The organism is Nonomuraea sp. NPDC005501 (assembly GCF_040605905.1).
Lineage (GTDB): Bacteria > Actinomycetota > Actinomycetes > Streptosporangiales > Streptosporangiaceae > Nonomuraea.
Map to the genome: position 1 here is coordinate 1 of NZ_JBEXDT010000049.1, position 21574 is coordinate 21574.

21 protein-coding genes are annotated in these 21574 nt (G+C 73.1%); 8 read left to right on the forward strand and 13 right to left on the reverse strand.

What is annotated here, in order from left to right; translation table 11 throughout:
* Positions 1–349 (forward strand): hypothetical protein (locus ABZS51_RS23240; RefSeq protein ID WP_355444563.1); only part of this gene is annotated, 349 nt, incomplete at its 5' end.
* Here the strand turns inward: ABZS51_RS23240 and ABZS51_RS23245 are convergent.
* The 10 genes from ABZS51_RS23245 to ABZS51_RS23290 all read right to left on the reverse strand — a co-directional run bounded on the left by ABZS51_RS23245 (position 276) and on the right by ABZS51_RS23290 (position 10310).
* Complete coding sequence (locus tag ABZS51_RS23245; protein ID WP_355444566.1) at positions 276–1151, reverse strand: ABC transporter permease; 876 nt, start codon at positions 1149–1151, stop codon at positions 276–278. The genes ABZS51_RS23240 and ABZS51_RS23245 overlap by 74 nt on opposite strands.
* Positions 1148–1867, reverse strand: coding sequence for an ABC transporter ATP-binding protein (locus ABZS51_RS23250; RefSeq protein ID WP_355444568.1), 720 nt, complete (start codon positions 1865–1867; stop codon positions 1148–1150). The genes ABZS51_RS23245 and ABZS51_RS23250 overlap by 4 nt, the downstream gene beginning before the upstream one ends.
* A 114-nt stretch (positions 1868–1981) precedes the next feature.
* Positions 1982–3577: a monocarboxylate uptake permease MctP gene (mctP, locus tag ABZS51_RS23255; RefSeq protein ID WP_355444570.1), complete on the reverse strand. Its 1596-nt coding sequence runs from the start codon at positions 3575–3577 to the stop codon at positions 1982–1984.
* Complete coding sequence (locus ABZS51_RS23260; protein WP_355444573.1) at positions 3574–3783, reverse strand: DUF3311 domain-containing protein; 210 nt, start codon at positions 3781–3783, stop codon at positions 3574–3576. The genes mctP (ABZS51_RS23255) and ABZS51_RS23260 overlap by 4 nt, the downstream gene beginning before the upstream one ends.
* 184 nt (positions 3784–3967) lie before the next feature.
* Positions 3968–5578 (reverse strand): monocarboxylate uptake permease MctP, encoded by a 1611-nt coding sequence (gene mctP, locus ABZS51_RS23265; RefSeq protein ID WP_310709941.1) that lies wholly within the window; start codon positions 5576–5578, stop codon positions 3968–3970.
* Positions 5575–5778: a DUF3311 domain-containing protein gene (locus tag ABZS51_RS23270; protein ID WP_355444576.1), complete on the reverse strand. Its 204-nt coding sequence runs from the start codon at positions 5776–5778 to the stop codon at positions 5575–5577. The genes mctP (ABZS51_RS23265) and ABZS51_RS23270 overlap by 4 nt, the downstream gene beginning before the upstream one ends.
* 72 nt (positions 5779–5850) lie before the next feature.
* Complete coding sequence (locus ABZS51_RS23275; protein WP_355444579.1) at positions 5851–6855, reverse strand: WYL domain-containing protein; 1005 nt, start codon at positions 6853–6855, stop codon at positions 5851–5853.
* A 19-nt stretch (positions 6856–6874) separates the two neighbouring features.
* Positions 6875–8473: a CocE/NonD family hydrolase gene (locus ABZS51_RS23280; protein ID WP_355444582.1), complete on the reverse strand. Its 1599-nt coding sequence runs from the start codon at positions 8471–8473 to the stop codon at positions 6875–6877.
* 62 nt (positions 8474–8535) lie between these two features.
* On the reverse strand, positions 8536–8775 hold the full coding sequence (locus ABZS51_RS23285; RefSeq protein WP_310709933.1) for a DUF6289 family protein: 240 nt from the start codon (positions 8773–8775) through the stop codon (positions 8536–8538).
* An 89-nt stretch (positions 8776–8864) separates the two neighbouring features.
* Positions 8865–10310, reverse strand: coding sequence for a glycosyltransferase family 39 protein (locus tag ABZS51_RS23290; protein WP_355444585.1), 1446 nt, complete (start codon positions 10308–10310; stop codon positions 8865–8867).
* A 398-nt stretch (positions 10311–10708) separates the two neighbouring features.
* Here ABZS51_RS23290 and ABZS51_RS23295 point away from each other — a divergent pair, with 398 nt between their 5' ends.
* From ABZS51_RS23295 to thyX, 3 genes are all read left to right on the forward strand, one after another.
* Positions 10709–12847: an anthranilate synthase component I gene (locus tag ABZS51_RS23295; RefSeq protein WP_355444704.1), complete on the forward strand. Its 2139-nt coding sequence runs from the start codon at positions 10709–10711 to the stop codon at positions 12845–12847.
* Between the two features lie 130 nt (positions 12848–12977).
* Entirely contained in the window at positions 12978–14126 is a 1149-nt protein-coding gene (locus ABZS51_RS23300; RefSeq protein ID WP_355444588.1) for an amidohydrolase family protein, read from the forward strand.
* A 117-nt stretch (positions 14127–14243) separates the two neighbouring features.
* Positions 14244–15026: an FAD-dependent thymidylate synthase gene (gene thyX, locus ABZS51_RS23305; RefSeq protein WP_355444591.1), complete on the forward strand. Its 783-nt coding sequence runs from the start codon at positions 14244–14246 to the stop codon at positions 15024–15026.
* A 7-nt stretch (positions 15027–15033) separates the two neighbouring features.
* Here the strand turns inward: thyX and ABZS51_RS23310 are convergent, their stop codons facing one another.
* Both ABZS51_RS23310 and ABZS51_RS23315 read right to left on the reverse strand, forming a co-directional pair.
* A complete protein-coding gene (locus ABZS51_RS23310) occupies positions 15034–15354 on the reverse strand; it encodes a hypothetical protein (protein WP_310709927.1) in 321 nt (106 codons plus the stop codon).
* A 3-nt stretch (positions 15355–15357) separates the two neighbouring features.
* The gene (locus ABZS51_RS23315) at positions 15358–16437 is read right to left on the reverse strand and encodes an exo-alpha-sialidase (protein WP_355444595.1); all 1080 of its coding nucleotides are present in this window, start codon (positions 16435–16437) and stop codon (positions 15358–15360) included.
* 339 nt (positions 16438–16776) lie between these two features.
* Here ABZS51_RS23315 and ABZS51_RS23320 point away from each other — a divergent pair, with 339 nt between their 5' ends.
* Complete coding sequence (locus tag ABZS51_RS23320; protein ID WP_355444598.1) at positions 16777–18384, forward strand: FAD-dependent oxidoreductase; 1608 nt, start codon at positions 16777–16779, stop codon at positions 18382–18384.
* Between the two features lie 44 nt (positions 18385–18428).
* Positions 18429–19670 carry a cytochrome P450 gene (locus ABZS51_RS23325; RefSeq protein WP_355444601.1) on the forward strand — a complete coding sequence of 414 codons (1242 nt, stop codon included), beginning with the start codon at positions 18429–18431 and terminating at the stop codon, positions 19668–19670.
* Here ABZS51_RS23325 and ABZS51_RS23330 read toward each other — a convergent pair.
* Positions 19651–20163, reverse strand: a complete 513-nt coding sequence (locus ABZS51_RS23330) for a MarR family winged helix-turn-helix transcriptional regulator (protein ID WP_355444604.1) — start codon at positions 20161–20163, stop codon at positions 19651–19653. The genes ABZS51_RS23325 and ABZS51_RS23330 overlap by 20 nt on opposite strands.
* A gap of 63 nt (positions 20164–20226) precedes the next feature.
* On the opposite strand from ABZS51_RS23330, the gene ABZS51_RS23335 reads away from it, so the two are divergent.
* Both ABZS51_RS23335 and ABZS51_RS23340 read left to right on the forward strand, forming a co-directional pair.
* Positions 20227–20631 carry a VOC family protein gene (locus ABZS51_RS23335; RefSeq protein WP_355444607.1) on the forward strand — a complete coding sequence of 135 codons (405 nt, stop codon included), beginning with the start codon at positions 20227–20229 and terminating at the stop codon, positions 20629–20631.
* 58 nt (positions 20632–20689) lie between these two features.
* The gene (locus ABZS51_RS23340; protein WP_355444610.1) at positions 20690–21502 is read left to right on the forward strand and encodes a helix-turn-helix transcriptional regulator; all 813 of its coding nucleotides are present in this window, start codon (positions 20690–20692) and stop codon (positions 21500–21502) included.
* The last annotated feature ends 72 nt before the right edge of the window (positions 21503–21574 follow it).

A 21574-nucleotide genomic window follows, 5' to 3' on the forward strand; every position in this document is an offset into this window, starting at 1 on the left:
CACGTCGCTGCTGGAGCTCACCGGCTGGGCCAAGCGACACGGCGCCGCCGTGGCCAGCGGCGCCCCGCAGGCCGCCGTGGGCGTGCTCTTCGCGCTGCGGCTGGACCTCGCGGTGGAGCTGGCCGGGCGGCTGCCGCGCCTCCTGACGCCCACCGGTGAGCCGCCGGGGGCGCTCGCCGGCGCGACGGGCCTGTACGCGCTGCTCGGCCTCGTGCTGGCCGCCTCGGCGGCCCTGCCGGTCCGGCCGTCCGGCCGCCTCGGCCGCCTGAGCCGTCTCAGTCGCCGAAGCGCGACAGCTTCCCGTGCCGGCGGGCGTAGCCGAGAGCCCACGCGTACAGAGCGAGGGTGAGCGCCAGGTAGACGACGTCGAGCGCGCCCGCCCAGGCCAGCCGGTCCCAGGGCACGGCCCCGCCGGCCAGCACCGTGCGCATGCCCTCGAAGACGTGTGAGGCGGGCAGGAACCACGACACGGTCTGGAGCGGCGCGGGCAGCACCGACACCGGGTAGAAGATCCCGGCCAGCGGCTGCACCACGAACACCAGCGACCAGGCGATCACCTGCGCGTTCTCGCCGAAGCGCAGCACGGCGGCGATGCCGACCAGCCCCAGCGACCAGCCGAGGACGAGCAGCACCCCCATGAACGGCACCAGCCCCACGCCGATGGCCGTCACCCCGAACCCGTAGAGGGCGTAGGCGAGCCCGGCCATCACCGTGACCGCGACCGCCACCTTCCCGAGCGAGAACAGCACCAGCCCGGCCAGGTACTCGGCGCTGGACAGCGGGCTGACCTGCACGTTGAGCAGGTTGCGCGACCAGATGTCCTCCAGGAAGGCGATGGAGATCTCGTTGCTGCCCTTCTGCAGCACCTGCCAGAGCAGCACCGCGCCGAGGAGGAAGGTCACCACGAACGGCACCTGCTGGGTGCGCAGGAACAGCGTGACGAACCCCCACAGCAGCAGCTCCACCGTCGGCCAGAAGAAGATCTCGAAGACGCGGACCGGACTGCGGCGCAGCGCGGCGAAGTCGCGCAGCACCACGCCCAGGACGCGGCTGCGCCGGGCGGCGAGACCCAGCGGCGGCAGGCCCAGGGGAAGGGCAGGCGGCGGGGCAGGCGGAGGAGCCGGTGGGAGGGCGGGTCGTGGTGTCGTCATCCGCGGGCCACCTTCAGGAACACCTCTTCCAGGTCCTCGGCCCCGTAGCGGCCGGCCAGGTCGGCGGCGCTGCCGGAGGCCACGACGCGGCCCTCGGCCATGAAGTGGATCCGGTCGCACATCCGCTCGACCTCGCGCATGTTGTGGGAGGTGATGAGCATCGCGGCGCCGCTCTCGCGGGCCACGCCGGACAGCAGGCCGCGGATCCGGTCGCCGGCGTCGGGGTCGAGGTTGGCGGTCGGCTCGTCGAGCACGAGCAGGCGGGGCGCGTTGACCAGCGCCTTGGCGAGCTGGACGCGGGTGCGCTGCCCCGAGGACAGGTCCATCACCCGCCGCCGCCTCAGCGGGCCCAGCTCCAGCAGCTCGATCATCTCCGCGACCCGTCGCCTCGGGCGCCGTACGGCGTAGAAGCGGGCGAAGACGTCGAGCACCTCCTGCACCAGCAGCGGGCCGGGCAGGTCCACGTAGCTGGCGGCGAAGTTGACCCGGCTCAGCGCCTCGATCCGGTGCCGGGCCAGCTCCATGCCGAACATCGTGATCGTCCCGGCGTCGGGCGTGATGAGCCCGAGCAGCATGTGCAGGGTCGTCGACTTGCCGGCGCCGTTGGGGCCGAGCAGTGCGGCCACCTCGCCCTCGGCCACGGTGATGCTCACGTCGTGGACGGCCGTGACCGGTCCGAACCTCTTCGCCAGGCGAGTCGCCTCCAGGATGGCCACCACTCCAGCCTGCGGCCGGTGCTCGCCCGCCCGCAACGGGTTTTCGCCGGGTCCGCAGACGGCGGGGGCCCGCCTCCACGAGGGAGACGGGCCCGGGCCGGGTCGGGAAACGGGTCAGTGCGAGGCGGAGAGGTCGAGCTCCTTGACCCGCGGGTCGCCCTCGTCGGCGAAGTAGTCGCCGCGCGAGGTGGCGTCCTCGCCGTCGGCCACCTTGGCGGCCCGGAAGGCCAGCGTGGCCAGCACCGACACCACGAGGTTGACCGCGAGGGCGAGGAAGCCCGCGTACACGGTCATGGGGGTGTCGAGGCCGAGCTTCTCCAGCGCGAACGCGGACCCGCCGAAGTGCGCCTTGCCCTTGGCCGGGTTCGGGATGAGGTACAGCATCCACACGCCCGCCGCCAGGCCGGCCGCCCAGCCGGTGATGAGGCCGCCCCGGTGGAACCAGCGGGTGTAGAGGCCCAGCGCCACCGAGGGCAGCGTCTGCAGGATGATCACGCCGCCGATGAGCTGCAGGTCGATGGAGAACTGCGGGTCGAGCAGCAGGATGCACAGCACCGCGCCGACCTTGACGACCAGCGACACCAGCTTGGACACCTTGGCCTCCTGGGCGTCGGTGGCCTGCTTGTTGAGGTACTCGCGGTAGATGTTGCGGGTGAAGAGGTTGGCCGCCGCGATCGACATGATCGCGGCCGGCACCAGCGCGCCGATGCCCACGGCCGCGTACGCGACGCCGGTGAACCAGTCGGGGAACATCTGGTCGAACAGCCGCGGGATGATCGTGTTGGTGTCGGTGCCGATCGGCTTGGTGCCCGCGGCGATGGCCATGAAGCCGAGCAGCGCGATGAGGCCGAGCAGGAAGCTGTAGGCGGGCAGGGCCGCCATGTTCCGCTTGATCACGCCCCGGTTCTTGGAGGCCAGCACGCCGGTGAGGCTGTGCGGGTAGAGGAACAGCGCCAGCGCCGAGCCGAAGGCGAGGGTGATGTACTGGAGCTGGTTGGCCGCGTTGAGCGTGATGCCGTCGGTCTTGACCGGGGTCGCGTCGAACTTGGCCTGGGCCGCGTCGAAGATGGTCCCCCAGCCGCCGAGCTTGGCCGGGATGTAGATGACCGCGGCGAGGATCACGATGTAGATGAGCGTGTCCTTGACGAACGCGATCAGCGCCGGCGCCCGCAGGCCCGACTGGTAGGTGTACGCGGCCAGGATGGCGAACGCGATGATGATCGGCAGGTGGCCGGTGATGCCCATGGACTTGAGCACGGCCTCGATGCCGACGAGCTGCAGGGCGATGTACGGCATGGTCGCCACCAGCCCGGTCAGGGCGATGACCAGCGCGAGCGTGGGCGAGCCGAAGCGGGCCCGGACGAAGTCGGCCGGGGTGACGAACCCGTGGACGTGCGAGACCGACCACATCCGGGCCAGCACCAGGAACACCAGCGGGTAGACGACCACCGTGTACGGCAGCGCGTAGAAGCCGATGGCGCCGGCCCCGAAGACCAGCGCCGGCACGGCCACGAACGTGTAGGCCGTGTAGAGGTCGCCGCCGACGAGGAACCAGGTGATCCAGGAGCCGAAGTTGCGCCCGCCCAGGCCCCACTCGTGCAGGCTCTCGATGTTCTGGGGCCGCCGCCAGCGGGCGGCCACGAAGCCCATGCCGCTCACGACGAGGAAGAGCACCGCGAAGACGACCAGCTCGGTCGTGTGCCCGCTCATCGCGTCATCCGGTAGACGATCGTGGTGCAGGCGACGCCGACGAGGATGAAGGCGATCTGCAGCCAGTAGAAGACCGGGAAGCCCATGAGGCGCGGCTCGTCGGCGTTGAACAGGAACGTCATCAGGGGCAGCACGATGGGCAGGACGAGCAGCCAGTTCCAGGGGCTGCGGTCGCTGCTGGGCTGCCCGGGTTCCCGGGTTGTCACTCGACCCCTCCGTTAAGCCGTAATCCGTGGGAACGGATGCATGAGCCGGTCGTCTGACCGGCTCATGACTTGGTGGTCAACGGAAGGAGATTAGCTTTACGGAGGTATTAAGCCCAATGTCGATGGGATTACGGTTTGGCCTAAATAGTGACCAAACGTCCCGGAATGTGAGACGCCGGGCGGTTCACGTCGAGCCGGCGAGGTCCACTTCCTTGACCGCGGGGTCGCCCTCGTCGGCCGTGTAGTCGGCGGGCCGGGTCCCGTCGGGCCCGTCCGCGGCCTTGGCCGCGCGCGCGATCACCGTGCCCAGGACGGCCACGACCAGGTTGACCAGCAGCGCCAGGAAGCCCGCGTAGACGGTGATCTTCGTGTCGAGGCCGAGGTTCGCCAGCGGGAACGCCGAGCCGCCGAAGTGCGCGTGCTTGGTGGCCGGGTTGGCGATGCCGTAGAGCATCAGCAGCCCGCCGCCCATCCCGGCGACCCAGCCGGCGATGAGCCCGGCCCGGTGGAACCATCGCGTGAACAGGCCGAGCGCCACCGACGGCAGCGTCTGCAGGATCATCACGCCGCCGATGAGCTGCAGGTCGATCGAGAACTGCGGGTCGATGAGCAGGATGAACAGCACCGCCCCGACCTTCACCACCAGCGAGGTGACCTTGCTGACGCTCGCCTCCTGGGCGTCGGTCGGGTTGCGGTTGACATACTCGCGGTAGATGTTGCGGGTGAACAGGTTGGCCGCCGCGATCGACATGATGGCCGCGGGCACCAGCGCGCCGATGCCGACCGCCGCGAACGCCACCCCGGTGAACCAGTCGGGGAACATCCTGTCGAACAGCTGCGGCACCACCGTGTTGACGTCGGTGCCGATCGGCTTGATGCCCGCGCTGATCGCCATGTAGCCGAGCAGCGCGATGAGCGCCAGCAGCAGGCTGTACGCGGGCAGCGCCGACATGTTCCGCTTGATCACGTCCCGGTTGCGGGAGGCCAGCACCCCGGTGACGCTGTGCGGGTAGAGGAACAGCGCCAGCGCCGAGCCCAGCGCGAGCGTCACGTACTGGAGCTGGTTGTTCGGGTTGAGCAGGTGTCCGTCGCCGGGCGCCGGTGTGGCCTCGAACTTGGCCTTCGCCCCGTCGAAGATCGCCCCCCAGCCGCCCAGCCGGGCCGGGATGTAGATGATCGCCACGAGGATGACCAGGTAGATGAGGACGTCCTTGACGAACGCGATCAGCGCCGGCGCCCGCAGCCCCGACTGGTAGGTGTAGGCGGCCAGGATGACGAACGCCACGATCAGCGGCAGGTCGCTGAGGAACCCGCTGCCCGCCACGCCCATCGTCTTCAGCACGGCCTCGATGCCGATGAGCTGGAGCGCGATGTACGGCATGGTCGCCACGATGCCGGTGATCGCCACCAGCAGCGCCAGCGTGGGCGAGCCGAACCGCAGCCGCACGAAGTCGGCCGGCGTGACCAGCCGGTGCACGTGCGACACCGACCACAGCCGGATCATGATGAGGAACACGATCGGATAGGTGATCACCGTGTACGGCACGGCGAAGAACCCGGCCGCGCCCGCGCCGAACAGCAGGGCGGGCACCGCCACGAACGTGTACGCGGTGTAGAGGTCGCCGCCGATGAGGAACCAGGTGATCCACGAGCCGAAGTTGCGGCCGCCCAGCCCCCACTCGTGCAGGCTGGCCAGGTCGGTGGGGCGGCGCCACCGGGCGGCCACGAAGCCCATCCCGCTGACCAGCAGGAACAGCACCGAGAAGACGACGATCTCGGTCGTGTGCGCGCTCACGGCCGCCTCCTCGTCATCCGGTAGACGATCGTGGTCGTCGCCACGCCGAGGGCGATGAAGGCGATCTGCAGCCAGTAGAACAGCGGGAAGCCGAGCAGTCGCGGCTCGTCGGCGTTGTAGAGGAACGTCAGCAGGGGGATGACGACGGGCACGAGCAGCAGCCAGTACCAGGGGCTGCGGTCACTCTTGTCACCGGGCAAGGCGGTCTCCTTGGGCGTGAGGAGAAGCAGCTCTCGACCCCGCACCTTAGACAGCCGGGGGTTCCGGTCAGGTCACGGATCGCCGAGTGGTCGTAGCGCCGCGCCGAACGGTCGATCTCCCGGGGCCTCCTCCTGGTGCTCGTACAGCCGGGCCATGCGGGCGGCCGCCCCGGCGAGCAGGGCACGCAGCTCCGGCGGCCCGAGCACCTCCGCCTCCGGGCCGAGGCGCAGCACCTGACTGTAGGCCACGGCGACGGACTCGACGCCCAGCCGCAGGGTGCCGTCCGGCTGGAGCGAGGCGAGCGCGTCGTCCAGCGCGGCCGGGTCGGCGACGTGCCGCAGCATCCGCACCCCCGCCTCCGTCAGCCGCAGCGTCACCGTCTCGCGCAGCAGGGAGCGGGCGAAGGCCGCCGCGTGCTCCGCCCAGAACGCCGCCAGGTCGAAGTCAGGGTCCCGCTCGAACACGCCCTCCTGCGGCTCGACCTCGCCGAACCGGTCCACCCGGAAGACCAGGAACCGGGACCGGACCCGGCCGGCGAGGTACCACGCCCCCGCCTTCAGCACGAGCCCGTACGGCTCCAGGGTGCGGCGGCGCTCGCGGTAGGCGGCGGTGACCGGCCGGTCGCTCCACACGGCCCGGGCCAGCGGCGCCAGGGCGGCGGGAGGCGGGTCGTCCGGGGCGAACCAGCCGGGCGCGTCCAGGTGGAAGCGCTGCGCCGCGGTCGCGGGCGCGTCGCGCAGGCCGGGCGACAGGGCCGCCGCGGCCTTCAGCCGGGCCGTCGCTGCCACGCCCTGCAGGCCCATCTCCCGCAGCGCGGCCGGCACCCCCGACAGGAACAGCGCCTCCGCCTCGGCCCGGTCCAGGCCGGTCAGCCGGGTCCGGTAGCCGTCGAGCAGCCGGTAGCCGCCGCCGCGGCCCCGGTCGGCGTACACCGGCACGCCCGAGCCCGACAGGGCCAGCACGTCGCGGTGGACGGTCCGCTCCGACACCTCCAGCTCGCGCGCCAGCTCCGCCGCCGTCATCCTGCCGCGCGCCTGGAGGAGCAGGACGAGCGACATCAGCCGCCCGGCGCGCACAGCCGTGCCTCCCGTCCGGTCATGGGACCGCCACGCGGGGGAGCACCACCGCCGAGGGCAGCTCCGGGGTGTGGAAGACCTCGACGTCGGCCGCGACCATCGGGCCGCCGAGCCCGATCGGCCGCCCGGTGCCGGTGTTGCGGGCGATCGTCGGGTACGCGCCGGCGGCCACGTGCACGCGGATGCGGTGCCCGGCCCGGAAGCGGTGCCCGAGCGGCCACAGCTCCACCACCACCCGCCGCACGTCCCCGTCAGGGGAGTCCGGGTCTCCGGGGGAGCCCGGGCTCAGGCGCCGCACGCCCTCGCACAGGTTGAGCGACCTGCCGTCCGGGCGCACGTCGCACACCCGCACCACCACGTCCACGTACGGCGTGCTGGAGCGCACGAACAGCTCGGCCGTGACGGGCCCGATCATCTCGACGTCCCGCGGCAGCGCCGGCGAGCTGTAGACCAGCACGTCGCGCCGCGCCTCCAGGCGGCGCTGGTCGCGCGGCCGGGAGTCCGACAGCAGCACCGGACCGCCGAGCACGGGGGTGGGGTGCGCGGGGTCGTAACGGAACCGGTCCGGACCGGCCGCCCGCGGCGCCTCGGGATCCAGCCCGAAGCCCCGCTGGAGGTGCCACCGCTGCGGTGTCATGCCCGGCACCGGCCAGTCGGGGTAGTCGCGCCACTCGCCGGCCCCCGTCACGTGCACCCGCACCGGGTCGGCGCGCAGCCCGGACGCGTCGCCCATGAGGTGCGCGCGGAACCAGGCAAGGCCCTCGGCCATCGAGGTCCGCCCGTGCCGGGCGTCCACGTGGTACCACGGCCCGATCGTCAGGTACGGCCGGCGCCCCGCCCGCCGCATCGCCAGATAGTCCTTGAGCTGCCACGGCAGGAACACGTCGTACCAGCCGCTGAGCATCGTGACCGCCGCCTCCACCTGCCCGACCTTAGGGGAGAAATCGCGCTTGTCCCAGTACGGCACGGCGGGGTCGGCGTGGTGCTCCAGCAGATCCTGGTAGAAGCGCAGCGGACGCCCCGAAGCGGCCACGTCCAGCTCCGCCACCGGCCGCCCCGACAGCACGGCCCGCCGCGTCAGCCGGGGCGCGGTCAGCGCCGCCGCGCCGCCGAAGGGACGCGCCATGGCGTCCGTCAGCGCCGTCCAGCTCAGCGCCGACTCCAGCGCGAACGCCCCGCCCACGTAGGCGGCGTCGCGGAACTGCGACGCGGTGATCTGGGCCGCCATGGCCTTCAGCTCCGGCCCCGCGTCGGCCGCGATGGCCCACTGCGCGTAGCCCAGGTACGACGGGCCGAACATCGCGAACGACCCGCCGTACCAGGGCTGGGCCCGCATCCACGCCAGCGTCGCCAGGCCGTCGTCGTGCTCGTCGGCCATCGGGTCGAGCAGGCCACCGGAGCCGAAGCCGCCCCGGCAGCTCTGGATCACCACGTGGAAGCCGTTGCGGGCGAAGCCCCGCCCGTACATCCAGCCGAACAGGCCCCGCCGGCCGTACGGGGAGCGGATGAGCACCACCGGCGCCCGGCCGCCACCGGCGGGCGCGTAGTGGTCGGCCATCAGGGTCACACCGTCCGGCATGGGGACGGGAAGGTCACGCTGGAGCCGCACGCGTCGCATTGCCTACCAGTAACAGATGCCGCCCGGCAGGTGGAAGCCCGCGCCGCTGCCCGCGTCCGTGGTCAGCAGGGGACCTCCGAGAAGTCCTTGTAGATCGTGCGGACGCCCCAGGAGCCGCCGCCGCCTTCGCATTCCTCCACCATCTGCCCGACCACGGTGGTCCGGGAGGAGTCGGAGTAGTAGGTCGTGACGCAGTAGTTGCCGAGGCCGCAGGGCCGGGCCTGGGCGGGCGCGCTGGTGACGGCCGCGCCGGCCAGGGCCAGCACGACCGCCACGGGGAGGGACAGGAGGGAACGGCGCATGGCGAAGCCCTTCGCTGGGGGAACCGTTGACCGGATCATGAGCCCGCCCGGCCCGGAGATCAAGGCCCGCGCCGCGGTTCGTGGTCCCGCTAGCTGTAGTGCTGGTAGAGCGGCCAGGCGGCTCGCCAGGAGCCCTTCAGTCCCCGGCACAGGAACACCGGCATCCCCTGCAGCTCGTTCTCCACGCCGACCCGGTTGTCCACCACGGCGCGCTGCTCGCACGTGGTGTACTGCCGGTACATGCCGCGCCGGCCGATGTTCACCGCCACCGCGACGGTGCCGGTCTCGGGCGGCGGGCCGTACAGGTGGAGCTGGTTCTGCCCGCTGTAGACGCGCGGGATCCCGGCCCGCGCCAGCGCGCCCTGCTCGCCGTAGCTGCCGGTCAGCACGATCGCGCGGGCCCGCTCCTCGGGCGGCAGCGTGTCCAGGATGCCCCGCACGGCGGCGGCGAACTGCGGCCAGCCGACCGACTCGCGCACCACCTCGTCGATGTCCGGGATCGGGGTGGCGGCCAGCCGGTCGGCGGGCAGCAGTGGCAGCGCGATCACCGCGCAGACCAGCCCGTTGACCACCAGCGACGCCACCGCCAGCCGCACCCGGCCGGCGCCCGCCGCCTCCACGCTCACGCAGCCCGCCGTGAACAGCAGCAGGACCAGCCCCGCCGTGTAGTCGAACCGGCCGCCGCTGAGCACGGTCAGCACCGCCGCGGCCGGGAACGCGACCGCCACCGCCCGCACCCGCCGGTCCTTCCACAGCCGCCACCAGCCGAACCCGCCGATGACCGCCACGACCGGCCCGAACAGCCCGAACTGCATCGGCACGAACATCAGCCGCTGCTCGTCGCCCTCGCCCTCGCTGAGCGCCGCGGCCATCTTGAGCTGCGGCCAGTCGTGGGTCGCCTGGTAGATCAGGTTGGGGGCGGCCAGGACGAGGGCGATCGCCGCGCCCGCCCACAGCCACGGGCTGGCCAGCACCCGGCGCGGCCCCGCGAGCAGCAGCCCGGCCGCGAGGCCCAGCGCCAGCATCGCGATCAGCAGCTTGTTGTACGTCGCCAGTCCGGCCACCACGCCGAACGCGACCCACCAGCGCGGCTCCTCCCGGCGCAGCGCCTTGATCGCGAACAGCCCGGCCGCCGCCCAGAACGGCAGGTCGAAGCTGAGCGTCAGCATCGTGTGCCCGGCCACCAGCGTGTACGCGCCGGTCGCGACGCCGAGCGCGGCCACGGCCTGGGCGACGCGCCCGCCGCCCAGCTCGCGCGTGATCAGCGTGGCCAGCACCACCAGCAGCGCCGCCGCCACGGCCGGGAAGATCTTCAGCGCGAACAGCGTGTCGCCGAACAGCGCGATCGACAGGCGGGCGATCAGCGGGGTGAGCGGGGGCTGGTCGACGTAGCCCCAGGCGGGATACTCGGACAGCACCCTGAAGTAGAGCTCGTCACGGTGGTAGCCGTACCGGTCGCCGAGCAGGAGCAGCACCGCGACCAGGCACGCCACGACGACCGTTGTCGACCGCCAGGCTAACGGGGGGCGTTCCATGATTGTCAAGCTAGCCGTTCGCCCCGCCGCGCGGACCCCTACGCCCCCCGCTATTTCACGCGGCCTTCCGGCGGGCGCCCGGTCTGTCACGCCGCCGGAGCGGGCGCCGAGGGGGCGCCGAGGGGGCGCCGAGGGGGCGCCGAGGGGGCACGGAAGGCCGGAGCCCCCGCTGCGCGCCGCGTTGCATGATCTTGGGCTCGGCGGCTACCCTGGGGACATGCGAAACCGCGTCGAGCTTCAGTGGTGGCGCCGCTTCTAGGCGGCGCGAGTTTCGCACATCTTCGACGGACGGCCGCCCCGGTAGGCGGCCTTTCTCGTGTCCGCCCCCGGGTTCGGCGTTGTGGCAGTGCACTTCGACGGTCAACATCAACGGCAACATCAACAAGGGGCAAGCAACTGTGGAGACGAGCGGATATACCAGCGGTTACGTCACGGCCGGCGGCATCGGCGTCGAGCGCGAGACGCGCGAGGTGTCCGAGGACGCGCTCGAGGAGATCGTGACCGCCCTCGACGTACGGCGCGGGGGCGCCTTCTCCTCCGGCATGGACTATCCCGGCCGCTACAGCAGGTGGGCGTTCGGCTACGTCGACCCCTGCGTCGAGCTCGTCGCCAAGGGCCGCACCATCTCCGCCCGGGCCCTCAACGCCCGTGGCCGCGTCGTGCTGCCCGCCGTGACGTCGTGCCTGCTGGCCGCCGGCAAGCCGGTCGAGGAGCCGACCGCCGACCGGGTCGAGGTGTTCGTCCCCGAGTCGGAGGACCTGCTGCCCGAGGAGATGCGCAGCCGCCGGCCCACCGTGTTCAGCGCGATCCGCGAGGTCATCGCCGCCTTCCGCGGCGACGACCCGCACCTCGGCCTGTACGGCGCCTTCGGCTACGACCTGGCCTTCCAGTTCGAGCCGATCAGGCAGGAGCTCGCCCGCCCCGCCGACCAGCGCGACCTGGTGCTGCACCTGCCCGACCGGCTCGTCGTGATCGACCGGCAGCGGGAGACCTGCGTCGAGCACCGCTACGAGTTCACCGTCGACGGGGCGAGCACCCGCGGACTGGAGCGCACCGGCGACTCCACGCCCATCGCCACGCCCGCCGAGATCCCGTCCGACCCGCCGAAGGGCGAGTACGCCAAGGTCGTCGCCGCGGCCAAGGAGAAGTTCAGGCGCGGCGACCTGTTCGAGGTCGTGCCCGGCCAGCTGTTCCACGCCGTGTGCACCGAGCCGGCCGCCTTCTACCGCAGCCTGCGGCACAGCAACCCGGCGCCGTACGAGTTCATCATCAGCCTCGGCGAGGGCGAGCACCTCGTCGGCGCCTCGCCCGAGATGTACGTCCGGGTCACCGGCGAGCGCGTCGAGACCTGCCCCATCTCCGGCACCATCGCCCGCGGCAGCAACCCCGTCGAGGACGCCGAGGCCATCCGCACCCTCCTGACCAGCGTGAAGGAGGAGTCGGAGCTGACCATGTGCACCGACGTGGACCGCAACGACAAGTCCCGCATCTGCGTCCCGGGCTCGGTCCAGGTCATCGGCCGCCGCCAGATCGAGCTGTACTCCCGGCTCATCCACACCGTCGACCACATCGAGGGCCGCCTGCGCCCCGAGTTCGACGCCCTCGACGCCTTCCTCACCCACATGTGGGCCGTCACCGTCACCGGCGCGCCCAAGACGTGGGCCATGCAGTTCATCGAGGACCACGAGGCCACCACCCGCCGCTGGTACGGCGGCGCGATCGGCTTCATCGGCTTCGACGGCTCCATGAACACCGGCCTGACGCTGCGCACCGCGCAGATCAAGGACGGCCTCGCCACCGTGCGGGCCGGGGCGACCCTGCTGTTCGACTCCGACCCGGAGGCCGAGGAGCGCGAGACCGAGCTCAAGGCCAGCGCCCTGCTCGGCGCCCTGGCCGCCGTCAACCAGCCGCACGCCGTGGCCGCCGCGCCGGTCCGCGAGCAGCCGGGCCAGGGCATGAAGGTGCTGCTCGTCGACCACGAGGACTCCTTCGTCAACACCCTGGCCGACTACTTCCGGCAGGAGGGGGCCGATGTGGTGACGCTGCGCCACGGGTTCCCGCCGGCGACGCTCGACGAGGTCGCCCCCGACCTGGTGGTGCTCTCGCCCGGCCCCGGCTGGCCGTCCGACTTCGGCATGACCGCGCTGATCGGCGAGATCTACGCCCGCGAGCTGCCGGTCTTCGGCGTGTGCCTCGGCCTGCAGGCGATGGTGGAGCAGGCGGGCGGCTCGCTGGAGCTGCTCGACTACCCCGAGCACGGCAAGCGGGGGCAGGTGACGCGGCTCGGCGGCAGCGCGCTGCTGGAGGGGCTGCCCGCCGAGTTCACCGCCGCGCGCTACCACTCGCTGCACGCCAAGCGGCCCGGCGTGGTCGGCTTCGAGGCCACGGCGGTGACGCCGGACGGCAACGTCATGGCCATCGAGGACACCCGCAACCGGCGGTTCGGGGTGCAGTTCCACCCCGAGTCGATCCTGACGGCCGAGGGCGGCGCCGGCGCCAAGATCATCGCCAACGTCCTGCGGCTCTCCCGCCGCTGACCCTGCCGCCCTCCACGCGGCCCGGGCGTCCGCGACGTCCGGGCCCGCGTGGGGAACGCCGAACGGCCGGTGGGGCAGAGGTGTGCCGAAAGCGGCGCGGCGGCCCGGCCGTACGCCCTAGAGTCTCCGCATGCTCCCCCCCGGCCTGCCCGACACGGTGCGCGAAGCGCTGCTCGCCCCGCTGGTCGACCACCACTGCGACGCCGTGCGCCGCGACGACCTGTCCCGGGCCCAGTACGAGCTGCTGATCGGCGGCGGCGTGCCCGCGCCGCCCGGCACCACGCACTTCGACACCCCGGTCGGCGTCGCCGTGCGCCGCTGGTGCGCCCCCGTCCTCGATCTGGCGCCGCACGCCCCGCCCGCCGTCTACCTGGCCCGGCGCGCCGAGCTGGGCGCCGGCGAGGTCAACCGGCGGCTGCTGGGGGCCGCCGGGGTGGCCGCGTTCCTCGTGGACACCGGCACGGAGAGCGACGACCTGCTGCCGGCCGCCGAGATGGGGCGGCACGGCTCGGCCGCGGCCGACGAGATCGTCCGCGTCGAGCAGGTCGAGCACGACGTGGCCGAGATGGCGGGCACGGCCTCCGACTACCTGGACGGCCTGGCCGAGGAGCTGTCCGCCCGCGCCGCCAGGGCCGTGGGCCTGAGCACGGTCACCGCGCACCGCCACGGCCTCGACTTCGACCCGGCCCGTCCCAGCCGCGGGTCGGTGATCGCCGCCGCGAACCGGCGGCTCGCCGACCCCAAGGATCCGCTGACGGACCCGGTGGCGCTGCGGCACCTGCTGTGGACGTCCGTCGACGTGGCCCGCGAGCGGGGGCTGCCCCTCCAGCTCCACACGGGCGCGGGTCCCGACTCCGGGCACGCGCCGCCGCACCGGACCGACCCCGCGCTGCTGACCGGCTTCCTCCAGGCGCTCCAGCCCGCCGGCGTGACCGTCATCCTGCTCCACTGCTACCCGTTCCACCGCCAGGCCGCCTACCTGGCCGCCACGTACCCGCACGTCCACGTGGACGTCGGGCGGGCGCTCACCCGCACCGGCGCCGCGTCGTGGCGGGTCGTGGACGAGCTGCTGGAGCTGGCGCCCTTCCACAAGCAGCTCTTCGGCTCCGGCTGCTCCGGCGTGGCCGAGACCGCCCACCTCGGGGCCGTGTCGTTCCGGCGCGCCCTGGGCCGGGCGCTGAAGGAGCGGCTCGACGCGGGGGAGTGGAGCGCCCCCGACGCCGCCCGCGTCGCGTACATGATCGGCTCGGGCAACGCCCGCCGCGTCTACCGCCTCTGACGTCGGCCGGAACGCCGCGCACGGCGGTGGACGGGTGGGGCACCCCGGAGTTCGCGCCCGGCCGCCCGACCTGGTTTGCTTGGCCCGTCACATCGCCTAACCGAGCGGGGGCTCGCCATGCGCACCGTCGAACCCGAGGTCTTCATCGTCGCCCGTCCGCAGCTCGACTACGACGAGCTGGCCCGCTACCTGGGCGAGGTCGGCGGCGAGCGGTGGCTGGAGCGGCTCGACCGCGGCGACCTCGACGCGCAGAACCTCGCCGAGTTCGCCGGGCGGCTCTGCTACCGCTCGTTCGAGCCGGGCCTCAACCCCAACGTGGTCCGCATCCGCGAAAACCAGGACGAGTACCTCCGCAACATCCTGGCCAGCGCCCACGGCTCGGTCCTGGAGCACGTCAGCTTCAGCTTCGTGCTGCACAACGTCAGCCGCGTCCTGACGCATGAGCTGGTCCGCCACCGGCCGGGCGTGGCCATCTCCCAGGAGTCGCTGCGCTTCGTCCGCCTGGACGAGCTGCCGTTCTGGTTCCCCGACTGGGCCCGCGAGGACTCCGAGCTGATGGAGCGGGCCACGGCGGTGCTGGAGGAGCTGGAGCGCTTCCAGCTGTGGATGGCCGACCACTTCGAGCTGGACGAGGAGGGCAAGCCGTTCTCCGAGAAGAAGCACCGCACCTCGTTCATGCGTCGCTTCGCCCCCGAGGGCCTGGCCACCGGCCTGGTCTGGACGGCCAACGTCCGCACGCTGCGGCACACCATCGAGGCGCGCACGGCCGTCGGGGCCGAGGAGGAGATCCGGCTGCTGTTCCAGCGCATCGGTGAGCTCATGCTGAAGGAGGCTCCGGCCCTGTTCGGCGACTACGTCGTGGAGGACGGCGCCTGGGTCCCCGGCTGGCGCAAGGTCTGAGCCCGCGTCAGGCCAGGGTGGGCAGCACGTACACCTCGGCGCCCGGCGGCAGCGCGCAGTCGAGGCTGCCGAGCCCCCGCGCGTCCTCCCCGGAGACGATCATGCTGATGTGGCGGCGGATCCGCCCGTAGTCGTCACGCAGCCGCTCCTCCAGCAGCGGGTGCGTACGGCGCAGCATGTCCAGCGCCGACCCCAGCGTGGGCGAGGTGTCGGAGTCGGCCGCGACGGCGAACACCTTCACCTCGCTCCTGCCGCTCACCCAGCGCCGCAGCGAGCTGGGGAGCACGAACACGACCATGGTCACGGGTCTGGCCCGTCGGGTGCCCATGTGCTAGAGCACCGCCGCGCGCACCGTGAGGACGTCGGGCAGGTGCCTGGCCACCAGGCTCCAGCTCTCGCCGCCGTCGGTGGAGGCGTGCACCTCGCCGTCGCGGGTGCCGAAGAACAGCCCCGCCTCCGAGGCGGTCATCGCGTCGCGCAGCACGGTCACGTGCACCGGCGGCTCCGGCAGCCCTCGGTCGAGGGGGCGCCAGGTGTCGCCGGCGTCGTCGGAGCGGTAGACGCGCAGGCGGTGCTCCACCGGGGTGCGGTCGACGTCCGCCTGGAGCGGCAGCACGTACACCGTGTCGGGGCGGTGCGGGTCGACCACGACGGGGAAGCCGAAGTCGGACGGCAGGGACCCGCCCACGCCGTGCCAGGCGCCGCCGAAGTCGTCGCTGCGGTAGACGCCGAAGTGGTGCTGCAGGAACAGCCGGTCGGGCCGTGCGGGGTGCAGCGCCACCTTGTGCACGCACTGGCCGAACTCCGGGTACTGCCGCCCCTCCGGCAGGAACGGCGCCCGGATGCCCTGGTTGGCCGCCTCCCACGACAGGCCGCCGTCGGCGGTGCGGTAGAACCCGGCCGCCGACACCGCCACGCCCATCACCCGCGGGTCGCTGGGATGCGGGACGATCGTGTGCAGGCACAGCCCGCCGCCGCCCGGCTGCCAGTGCGGCCGGTGCGGATGCTCCCACAGCCCCTCGACCAGCTCGTAGGTGACGCCGCGGTCCTCCGAGCGGAACAGCGCGGCCGGCTCCGCCCCGGCCCACACCACGTCCGGCTCCGACGGCGACGGCTGGAGCTGCCAGACGCGGGCCAGCGTCGCGCCGGTCTTGTCGGGGAACGCGACCGGCGGCCGGGACGCCTCCTGCCAGGACTCGCCCAGATCGTCGGAGTACATCACCGAGGGACCGAAATGGCCGTACTCGATGCCGGCGAGCAGCCGGGGCGAGGGGCCGCGCGTGTCGATCGCCACCGAGGGGACGCCGACCGTGGAGAACCGGATCGGCTGGACCTCGAACGGGCCGCCGCCGGTCGAGCGGGCGAGGAACAGCCCTTTGCGGGTGCCGATCGCGAGCATCGCGTCACTCATTGCAGCCTCCCATCGCCGCCGCCATCGCTGCGCCGTCTTCCGTGCCGTCTTCCGGCCGTTGTCCTGTGGCCTTTCGCCTTTTGGACCTGTTTTGTCGTTTTTGGTCGTCCTCTGTGCCGTCTTCCGGCCATGGTGTCACGCCGCACCCGGGGCCGCCCGGCAGTGCGGGATTCGCGTCCGGACCGTTCCCGGGACGTGATGTGATCGCGCTGAGCAGCGGCTTTGCGCAACCCGTCACCGGCGAGGGGCTACGCGACGGTGCGGGCCGGGTACGTCCACGGGGCCGGCGAGGCGCGCCCGGCGGGGAGTCCCGGCGTGCCCGACAGGGGGGAGTGTCCTGTGAGGGTGGTCATCGACCTGACGCGCTGCCAGGGGTACGGCCAGTGCGCCTACCTCGCGCCGGAGGTCTTCACGATGCACGGCGAGGAGGCCGTCGCCTACGACCCCGAGCCTGACGACGCGCAGCGCGAGCACGTCCTGCGGGCCGCGGCGGCCTGCCCGGTCCAGGCGCTGCACGTCGACCGGATGGCGATGCGGCACTGGACGGCGCCCGTCCGGCGGCTCGGCGGCGGCTCCGGAAGCGTCCGGCGCGACGGGCACATCGTGATCGTCGGCGGCTCGCTGGCCGGCGGCCGGGCGGCCGGGGTGCTGCGCCGCGAGGGGTTCACCGGCCGGCTGACCGTGATCGGCGAGGAGACGCACGAGCCGTACGACCGGCCGCCGCTGTCCAAGCAGATCCTCACCGGCCGCGCGCCCGCCGAGCACGCCCGCCTGCCCCGGCTGCGGGAGGTGGAGGCCGAGTGGATCCCCGGCAACCCGGCCACCGGCCTGGACCTGGCCGCCAAGAGCGTGCGCCTGGCCGACGGCCGCGACGTGCCGTTCGACCGGGTGCTGATCGCGACGGGCACCCGCGCCCGCCCCTGGCCGGACGAGGCCGAGGCCGCCCTTGACGGCGTCCACGTGCTGCGCACCCTGGAGGACGCCGCCCGCCTGCGCGAGGCGCTGGCGGCGGGCCCGGAGCGGGTGCTGGTCATCGGCGGCGGGTTCACCGGGTCGGAGGTCGCCTCGGCCTGCCGCGAGCTGGGCCTGCCCGTGACGCTCGTCGAGCGCGGCCCCGCGCCGCTCCTGGGGGCCCTGGGCGGCGTGATCGGCCGCATCGCCGGCGAGATCCAGCGCGAGCACGGGGTGGACCTGCGCTGCGGCCTGACCGTCACCGCCCTGGAGGGCGACGACACCGGCCGGCTGCGCCGGGCCCGCCTGTCGGACGGGAGCACGGTGGACGCCCAGGTGGCGGTCGTCGCGCTCGGCGCGGTGCGCAACGTCGAGTGGCTGCGCGGCTCGGGGCTGGCCGCCGGCGTGTGGGGCGTGGCCTGCGACGCGGGCTGCCGCGCGGTGGACGCCAACGGGCTGGTCACCGACGACGTGTTCGTGGCCGGCGATATCGCGCGCTTCCCGCACCCGGTCTTCCACTACGAGTTCATGTCGCTGGAGCACTGGGGCAACGCCGTCTCGCAGGCCGAGATCGCCGCGCACAACATGGTCAGCGACCAGGCCCACCGCTGGCCGCACCTGGCGCTGCCGGTGTTCTGGTCCAGCCAGTTCGGCGTGAACGTCAAGTCGGTGGGCGTGCCCACGCTCGCCGACCAGATCGTCGTCACGCAGGGCTCGGTGGCCGAGCGGCGCTTCGTCGCCGTCTACGGCTACCGCGGCCGGATCACCGCCGCGGTCACCTTCGACCAGGCGATCTGGCTGGAGTTCTACCAGCGGCTCATCGAGCGGGCCGCGGCGTTCCCGCCGGACTTCCCTCATGTGGACATGAGAGGCGACATGGGGCCGATGCCGGCGGAGGTCGCCGAGCGCGCGGTCGCCAGCGAGGGCGCCACCGTCGTGGTGACCGGCCACGACCCCGCCGAGCGCCGCGCCTCGCTCGTGTACGGCGAGCAGTGACCATGTCCGCGCCCGCACACGCCACCGTCCTGGGAGGAACCGAAATGCCGGCAGACAGGGCGTCGGACGACGTCTTCGAGCAGATCCTCGACTTCTCAAGCCGCGCCGACCCGTACCCGCTGTACGCCGCGCTCCGCGAGACCCCGGTGACACGGCGCGAGGACGGCACGTGGGTCGTCAGCACGTATCGGGAGATCGTGGAGCTGCTGCACGACCCGCGGCTCAGCTCCGACCGCCGCAACCTCGCCCATCGGCCCGAGGGGGACGCGGCCGGCGGGGCGGGCGGCGTGTCGTTCATCGGGCAGGACCCGCCCGAGCACGACCGGCTGCGGCGGCTGGCGATGCGCCACTTCGGGCCTCCGCACACGCCCGGCCGGATCGAGGCGCTGCGCCCCGAGATGCTGGCGATCACCACGGAGCTGATCGACGGCCTGGCCGGCCGCACCCGCGCCGACGTGGTCGACGACGTCGCCTACCCGCTGCCCGTCACGGTGATCTGCCGGGTGCTCGGCGTGCCGCGCGAGGACGAGGCGCGCTTCCACGCCTGGGCCGACGCGATCGTCGAGACGCTCGGCCCGGGGGAGTCGGACCGCGCCGAGCGGGAACGGGCACGGGCCGAGGCGGCCTCGAAGCTCCAGACGTACCTCGCCGGCCTCGCCACGGCACGGCGGGAGTCGCCGGGCGACGACATGCTGTCGGGAATGGCCACGTACGAGGGGCCGGAAGGCGGGATGACACCGGTCGAGGTGATCGCCACGTCCGCGCTGCTGCTGGTCGCCGGGCACGAGACCACGGTCAACCTCATCGCCAACGGCATGCTCACCCTGCTGCGCCACCCCGGGCTGCTCAAGCGGCTGCGCGCCGAGCCGGACCTGATCATCACCACGGTGGAGGAACTGCTGCGGTACGAGCCGCCGGTGCACTTCCTGTCGTCGCGGGTGACGCTGGCCGACATCCCGGTCGCCGGGACCACGATCCCGGCGGGCGCGCCGGTCGTCCTCGTCCTCGCCTCGGGCAGCCGCGACCCGGCGCACGTCAGCCACCCGGACACCTTCGACCCGGACCGCCGCTACAGCGAGCACCTGGGCTTCGGAGGCGGCGTCCACTACTGCTTCGGCGCGGCGCTGGCCAGGCTGGAGGCGCAGATCGTCCTGCAGCAGCTCGTGAACCGCCTGGTGAACCCGCGCCTGGTCGAGGACCCCCCGCCCTACCGGCCCAGCGCCACGCTGCGCGGGCCGCGGCACGTGCTCGTCGACTACGACGGGGTCACTCCGGCCGCTGTCTGACGGTCCCCTCTGCGACGGTCTGCTCTGTGGCCGTCTGCTCTGTGACGATCTCCTCTGCGGCGGTCTCGCCGGTGAGGAGCTTGCCGGCCAGGGCGCGCAGTCCGGAGCGCTCGGCGGCCGTGAGCGGGGCGAGGGTCCGCTCCTCCACGGCCGTGACGACGGCCCGGCCCCGGTCGAGGGCGGCCCGGCCGGCGTCGGTGAGCGAGGCCCGGTAGCGCCGCCGGTCGCCCGGGTCGCGGTCGCGCTCGGCCAGCCCGTCCGCCACCAGGCCGTCCATCAGCCGGGCCATGTCGCTCGGGTCGAGCCCGAGCGAGTCGCCGAGCTCGCGCTGCGCCGCCGGGCCGTGGTCGGCCAGCGCCGCCAGCGCCGCGAACCGCCACAGGCTGAGCCCGGCCTCCGCGGCGAGCTCCTCCGCCACGGCGCGCCGGGCGGCGACCGCGACCTTGTGCAGCACGAACGTCGTGATCCCGAGCAGGGTGGGCGGCGGCTCCATGGCTCCCTAGTGTAGGGTTTCACCAATCATTGGTAACTACCCACTGATTTGGAGACCCCCGCCATGGACGCCCTCTACCCGCGCCTGCTCGTCCGCGACTTCGCCGCCTCGGTGGCCTTTTACCAGGCCGCCCTGCGCGACCTGCACGGAGTCGAGCCCGTGAAGGTCCTTCCCGAGGCGTCGTACGCCAACTGGGACATCGACGGGCAGGCCGGGCTCGTCCTGTTCGGGCGGGCCGCGATCACGGCCGCCGTCGGCACCTCGGACCTGCCGGAGACCCCCGCCGCCCAGGACACTTCCATGCTGGTGATGAGAGTGGACGACGTGGACGCCGCCGCCACCCGCCTGACCGGCCACGGGGCCCGGCTCGTCGCCCCGCCGCAGGACCGTCCCGCCTGGGGTCCCACCCTGCGCACCGCCCACCTGCGCGACCCCGAGGGCAACCTCATCGAGCTCCAGTCGTACTAGCCGCCCTTACCTCACACGTCATCGCGGCCCTTCCCTCGGGTGCCGTAACGTTTGCGCCATGGGAGCGCTTGCCGTACATCAAGAGGAGACCTTCGGTGAGCTGCTGCGCGCCTGGCGCCAGCGGCGCCGGGTGAGCCAGCTCGACCTGGCGATCGAGGCCGACGTGTCGTCCCGGCACGTCAGCTTCCTGGAGACGGGCCGGGCCCGTCCGAGCCGCGAGATGGTGATGCGGCTGGCGGAGGAGCTGGAGGTGCCGTTGCGGCACCGCAACCGGCTGCTGGTGGCGGCCGGCTACGCGCCGGTCTTCCCCGAGCGGGAGGTGCGGGCGCCCGAGATGGCCGCGGTGCGGCAGGCCCTCGACCGGATCCTCGCCGGGCATGAGCCGTTCCCCGCGCTGGTCGTGGACGCCGGCTGGAACCTGGTCGCGGCCAACGCGGCGGCCGGGATGTTCATGGAGGGGGTGCCTGCCGAGCTGCTCCAGGAGCCGATCAACGTGATGCGCCTGTCGCTGCACCCCGACGCGATGGGCGGCCGCCTGCTCAACCTCGCCGAGGTCCGCGCGTACCTGCTCAGCCAGCTCCGCCGCCAGGCCGAGGCGTCCGGCCACGGGGCGCTGGCCGAGCTGCACGACGAGCTGGCCGCCTACACCTACCCCGGGGTGGAGCTGAACGTGGCCCGCGTGCCCGGCCCGGCCGACATCCTGCTGCCCCTGCGCATCCGCCACGGTGACCGGGTGCTGTCGATGTTCACCACGATCGCCACCTTCGGCACGCCGGTGGAGGTGACGGTCTCGGAGCTGGCCATCGAGACGTTCTGGCCGAACGACGAGGAGACCGCGGCGGCCTTCGGCCGCCCCGCCGCCGCGAGCTGACGCCGCCGCGAGCTGACGCCGCCGCGAGCTGACGGGGCCGGGAGCCGGCGCGGCCCGGTGGTGACGCCACCG

What these genes read in the sequence shown, in the direction of transcription:
- ABZS51_RS23290 (WP_355444585.1), bottom strand. Translation starts at nt 10,310, where the DNA reads ATGGAACGCCCCCCGTTAGCCTGGCGGTCGACAACGGTCGTCGTGGCG.
- ABZS51_RS23330 (WP_355444604.1), bottom strand. Translation starts at nt 20,163, where the DNA reads ATGGAGCCGCCGCCCACCCTGCTCGGGATCACGACGTTCGTGCTGCAC.
- ABZS51_RS23285 (WP_310709933.1), bottom strand. Translation starts at nt 8,775, where the DNA reads ATGCGCCGTTCCCTCCTGTCCCTCCCCGTGGCGGTCGTGCTGGCCCTG.
- thyX (WP_355444591.1), top strand. Translation starts at nt 14,244, where the DNA reads ATGCGCACCGTCGAACCCGAGGTCTTCATCGTCGCCCGTCCGCAGCTC.
- ABZS51_RS23310 (WP_310709927.1), bottom strand. Translation starts at nt 15,354, where the DNA reads ATGGGCACCCGACGGGCCAGACCCGTGACCATGGTCGTGTTCGTGCTC.
- ABZS51_RS23280 (WP_355444582.1), bottom strand. Translation starts at nt 8,473, where the DNA reads ATGCGACGCGTGCGGCTCCAGCGTGACCTTCCCGTCCCCATGCCGGAC.
- ABZS51_RS23245 (WP_355444566.1), bottom strand. Translation starts at nt 1,151, where the DNA reads ATGACGACACCACGACCCGCCCTCCCACCGGCTCCTCCGCCTGCCCCG.
- ABZS51_RS23300 (WP_355444588.1), top strand. Translation starts at nt 12,978, where the DNA reads ATGCTCCCCCCCGGCCTGCCCGACACGGTGCGCGAAGCGCTGCTCGCC.
- ABZS51_RS23340 (WP_355444610.1), top strand. Translation starts at nt 20,690, where the DNA reads ATGGGAGCGCTTGCCGTACATCAAGAGGAGACCTTCGGTGAGCTGCTG.
- ABZS51_RS23335 (WP_355444607.1), top strand. Translation starts at nt 20,227, where the DNA reads ATGGACGCCCTCTACCCGCGCCTGCTCGTCCGCGACTTCGCCGCCTCG.
- mctP (WP_355444570.1), bottom strand. Translation starts at nt 3,577, where the DNA reads ATGAGCGGGCACACGACCGAGCTGGTCGTCTTCGCGGTGCTCTTCCTC.
- ABZS51_RS23325 (WP_355444601.1), top strand. Translation starts at nt 18,429, where the DNA reads ATGCCGGCAGACAGGGCGTCGGACGACGTCTTCGAGCAGATCCTCGAC.
- ABZS51_RS23315 (WP_355444595.1), bottom strand. Translation starts at nt 16,437, where the DNA reads ATGAGTGACGCGATGCTCGCGATCGGCACCCGCAAAGGGCTGTTCCTC.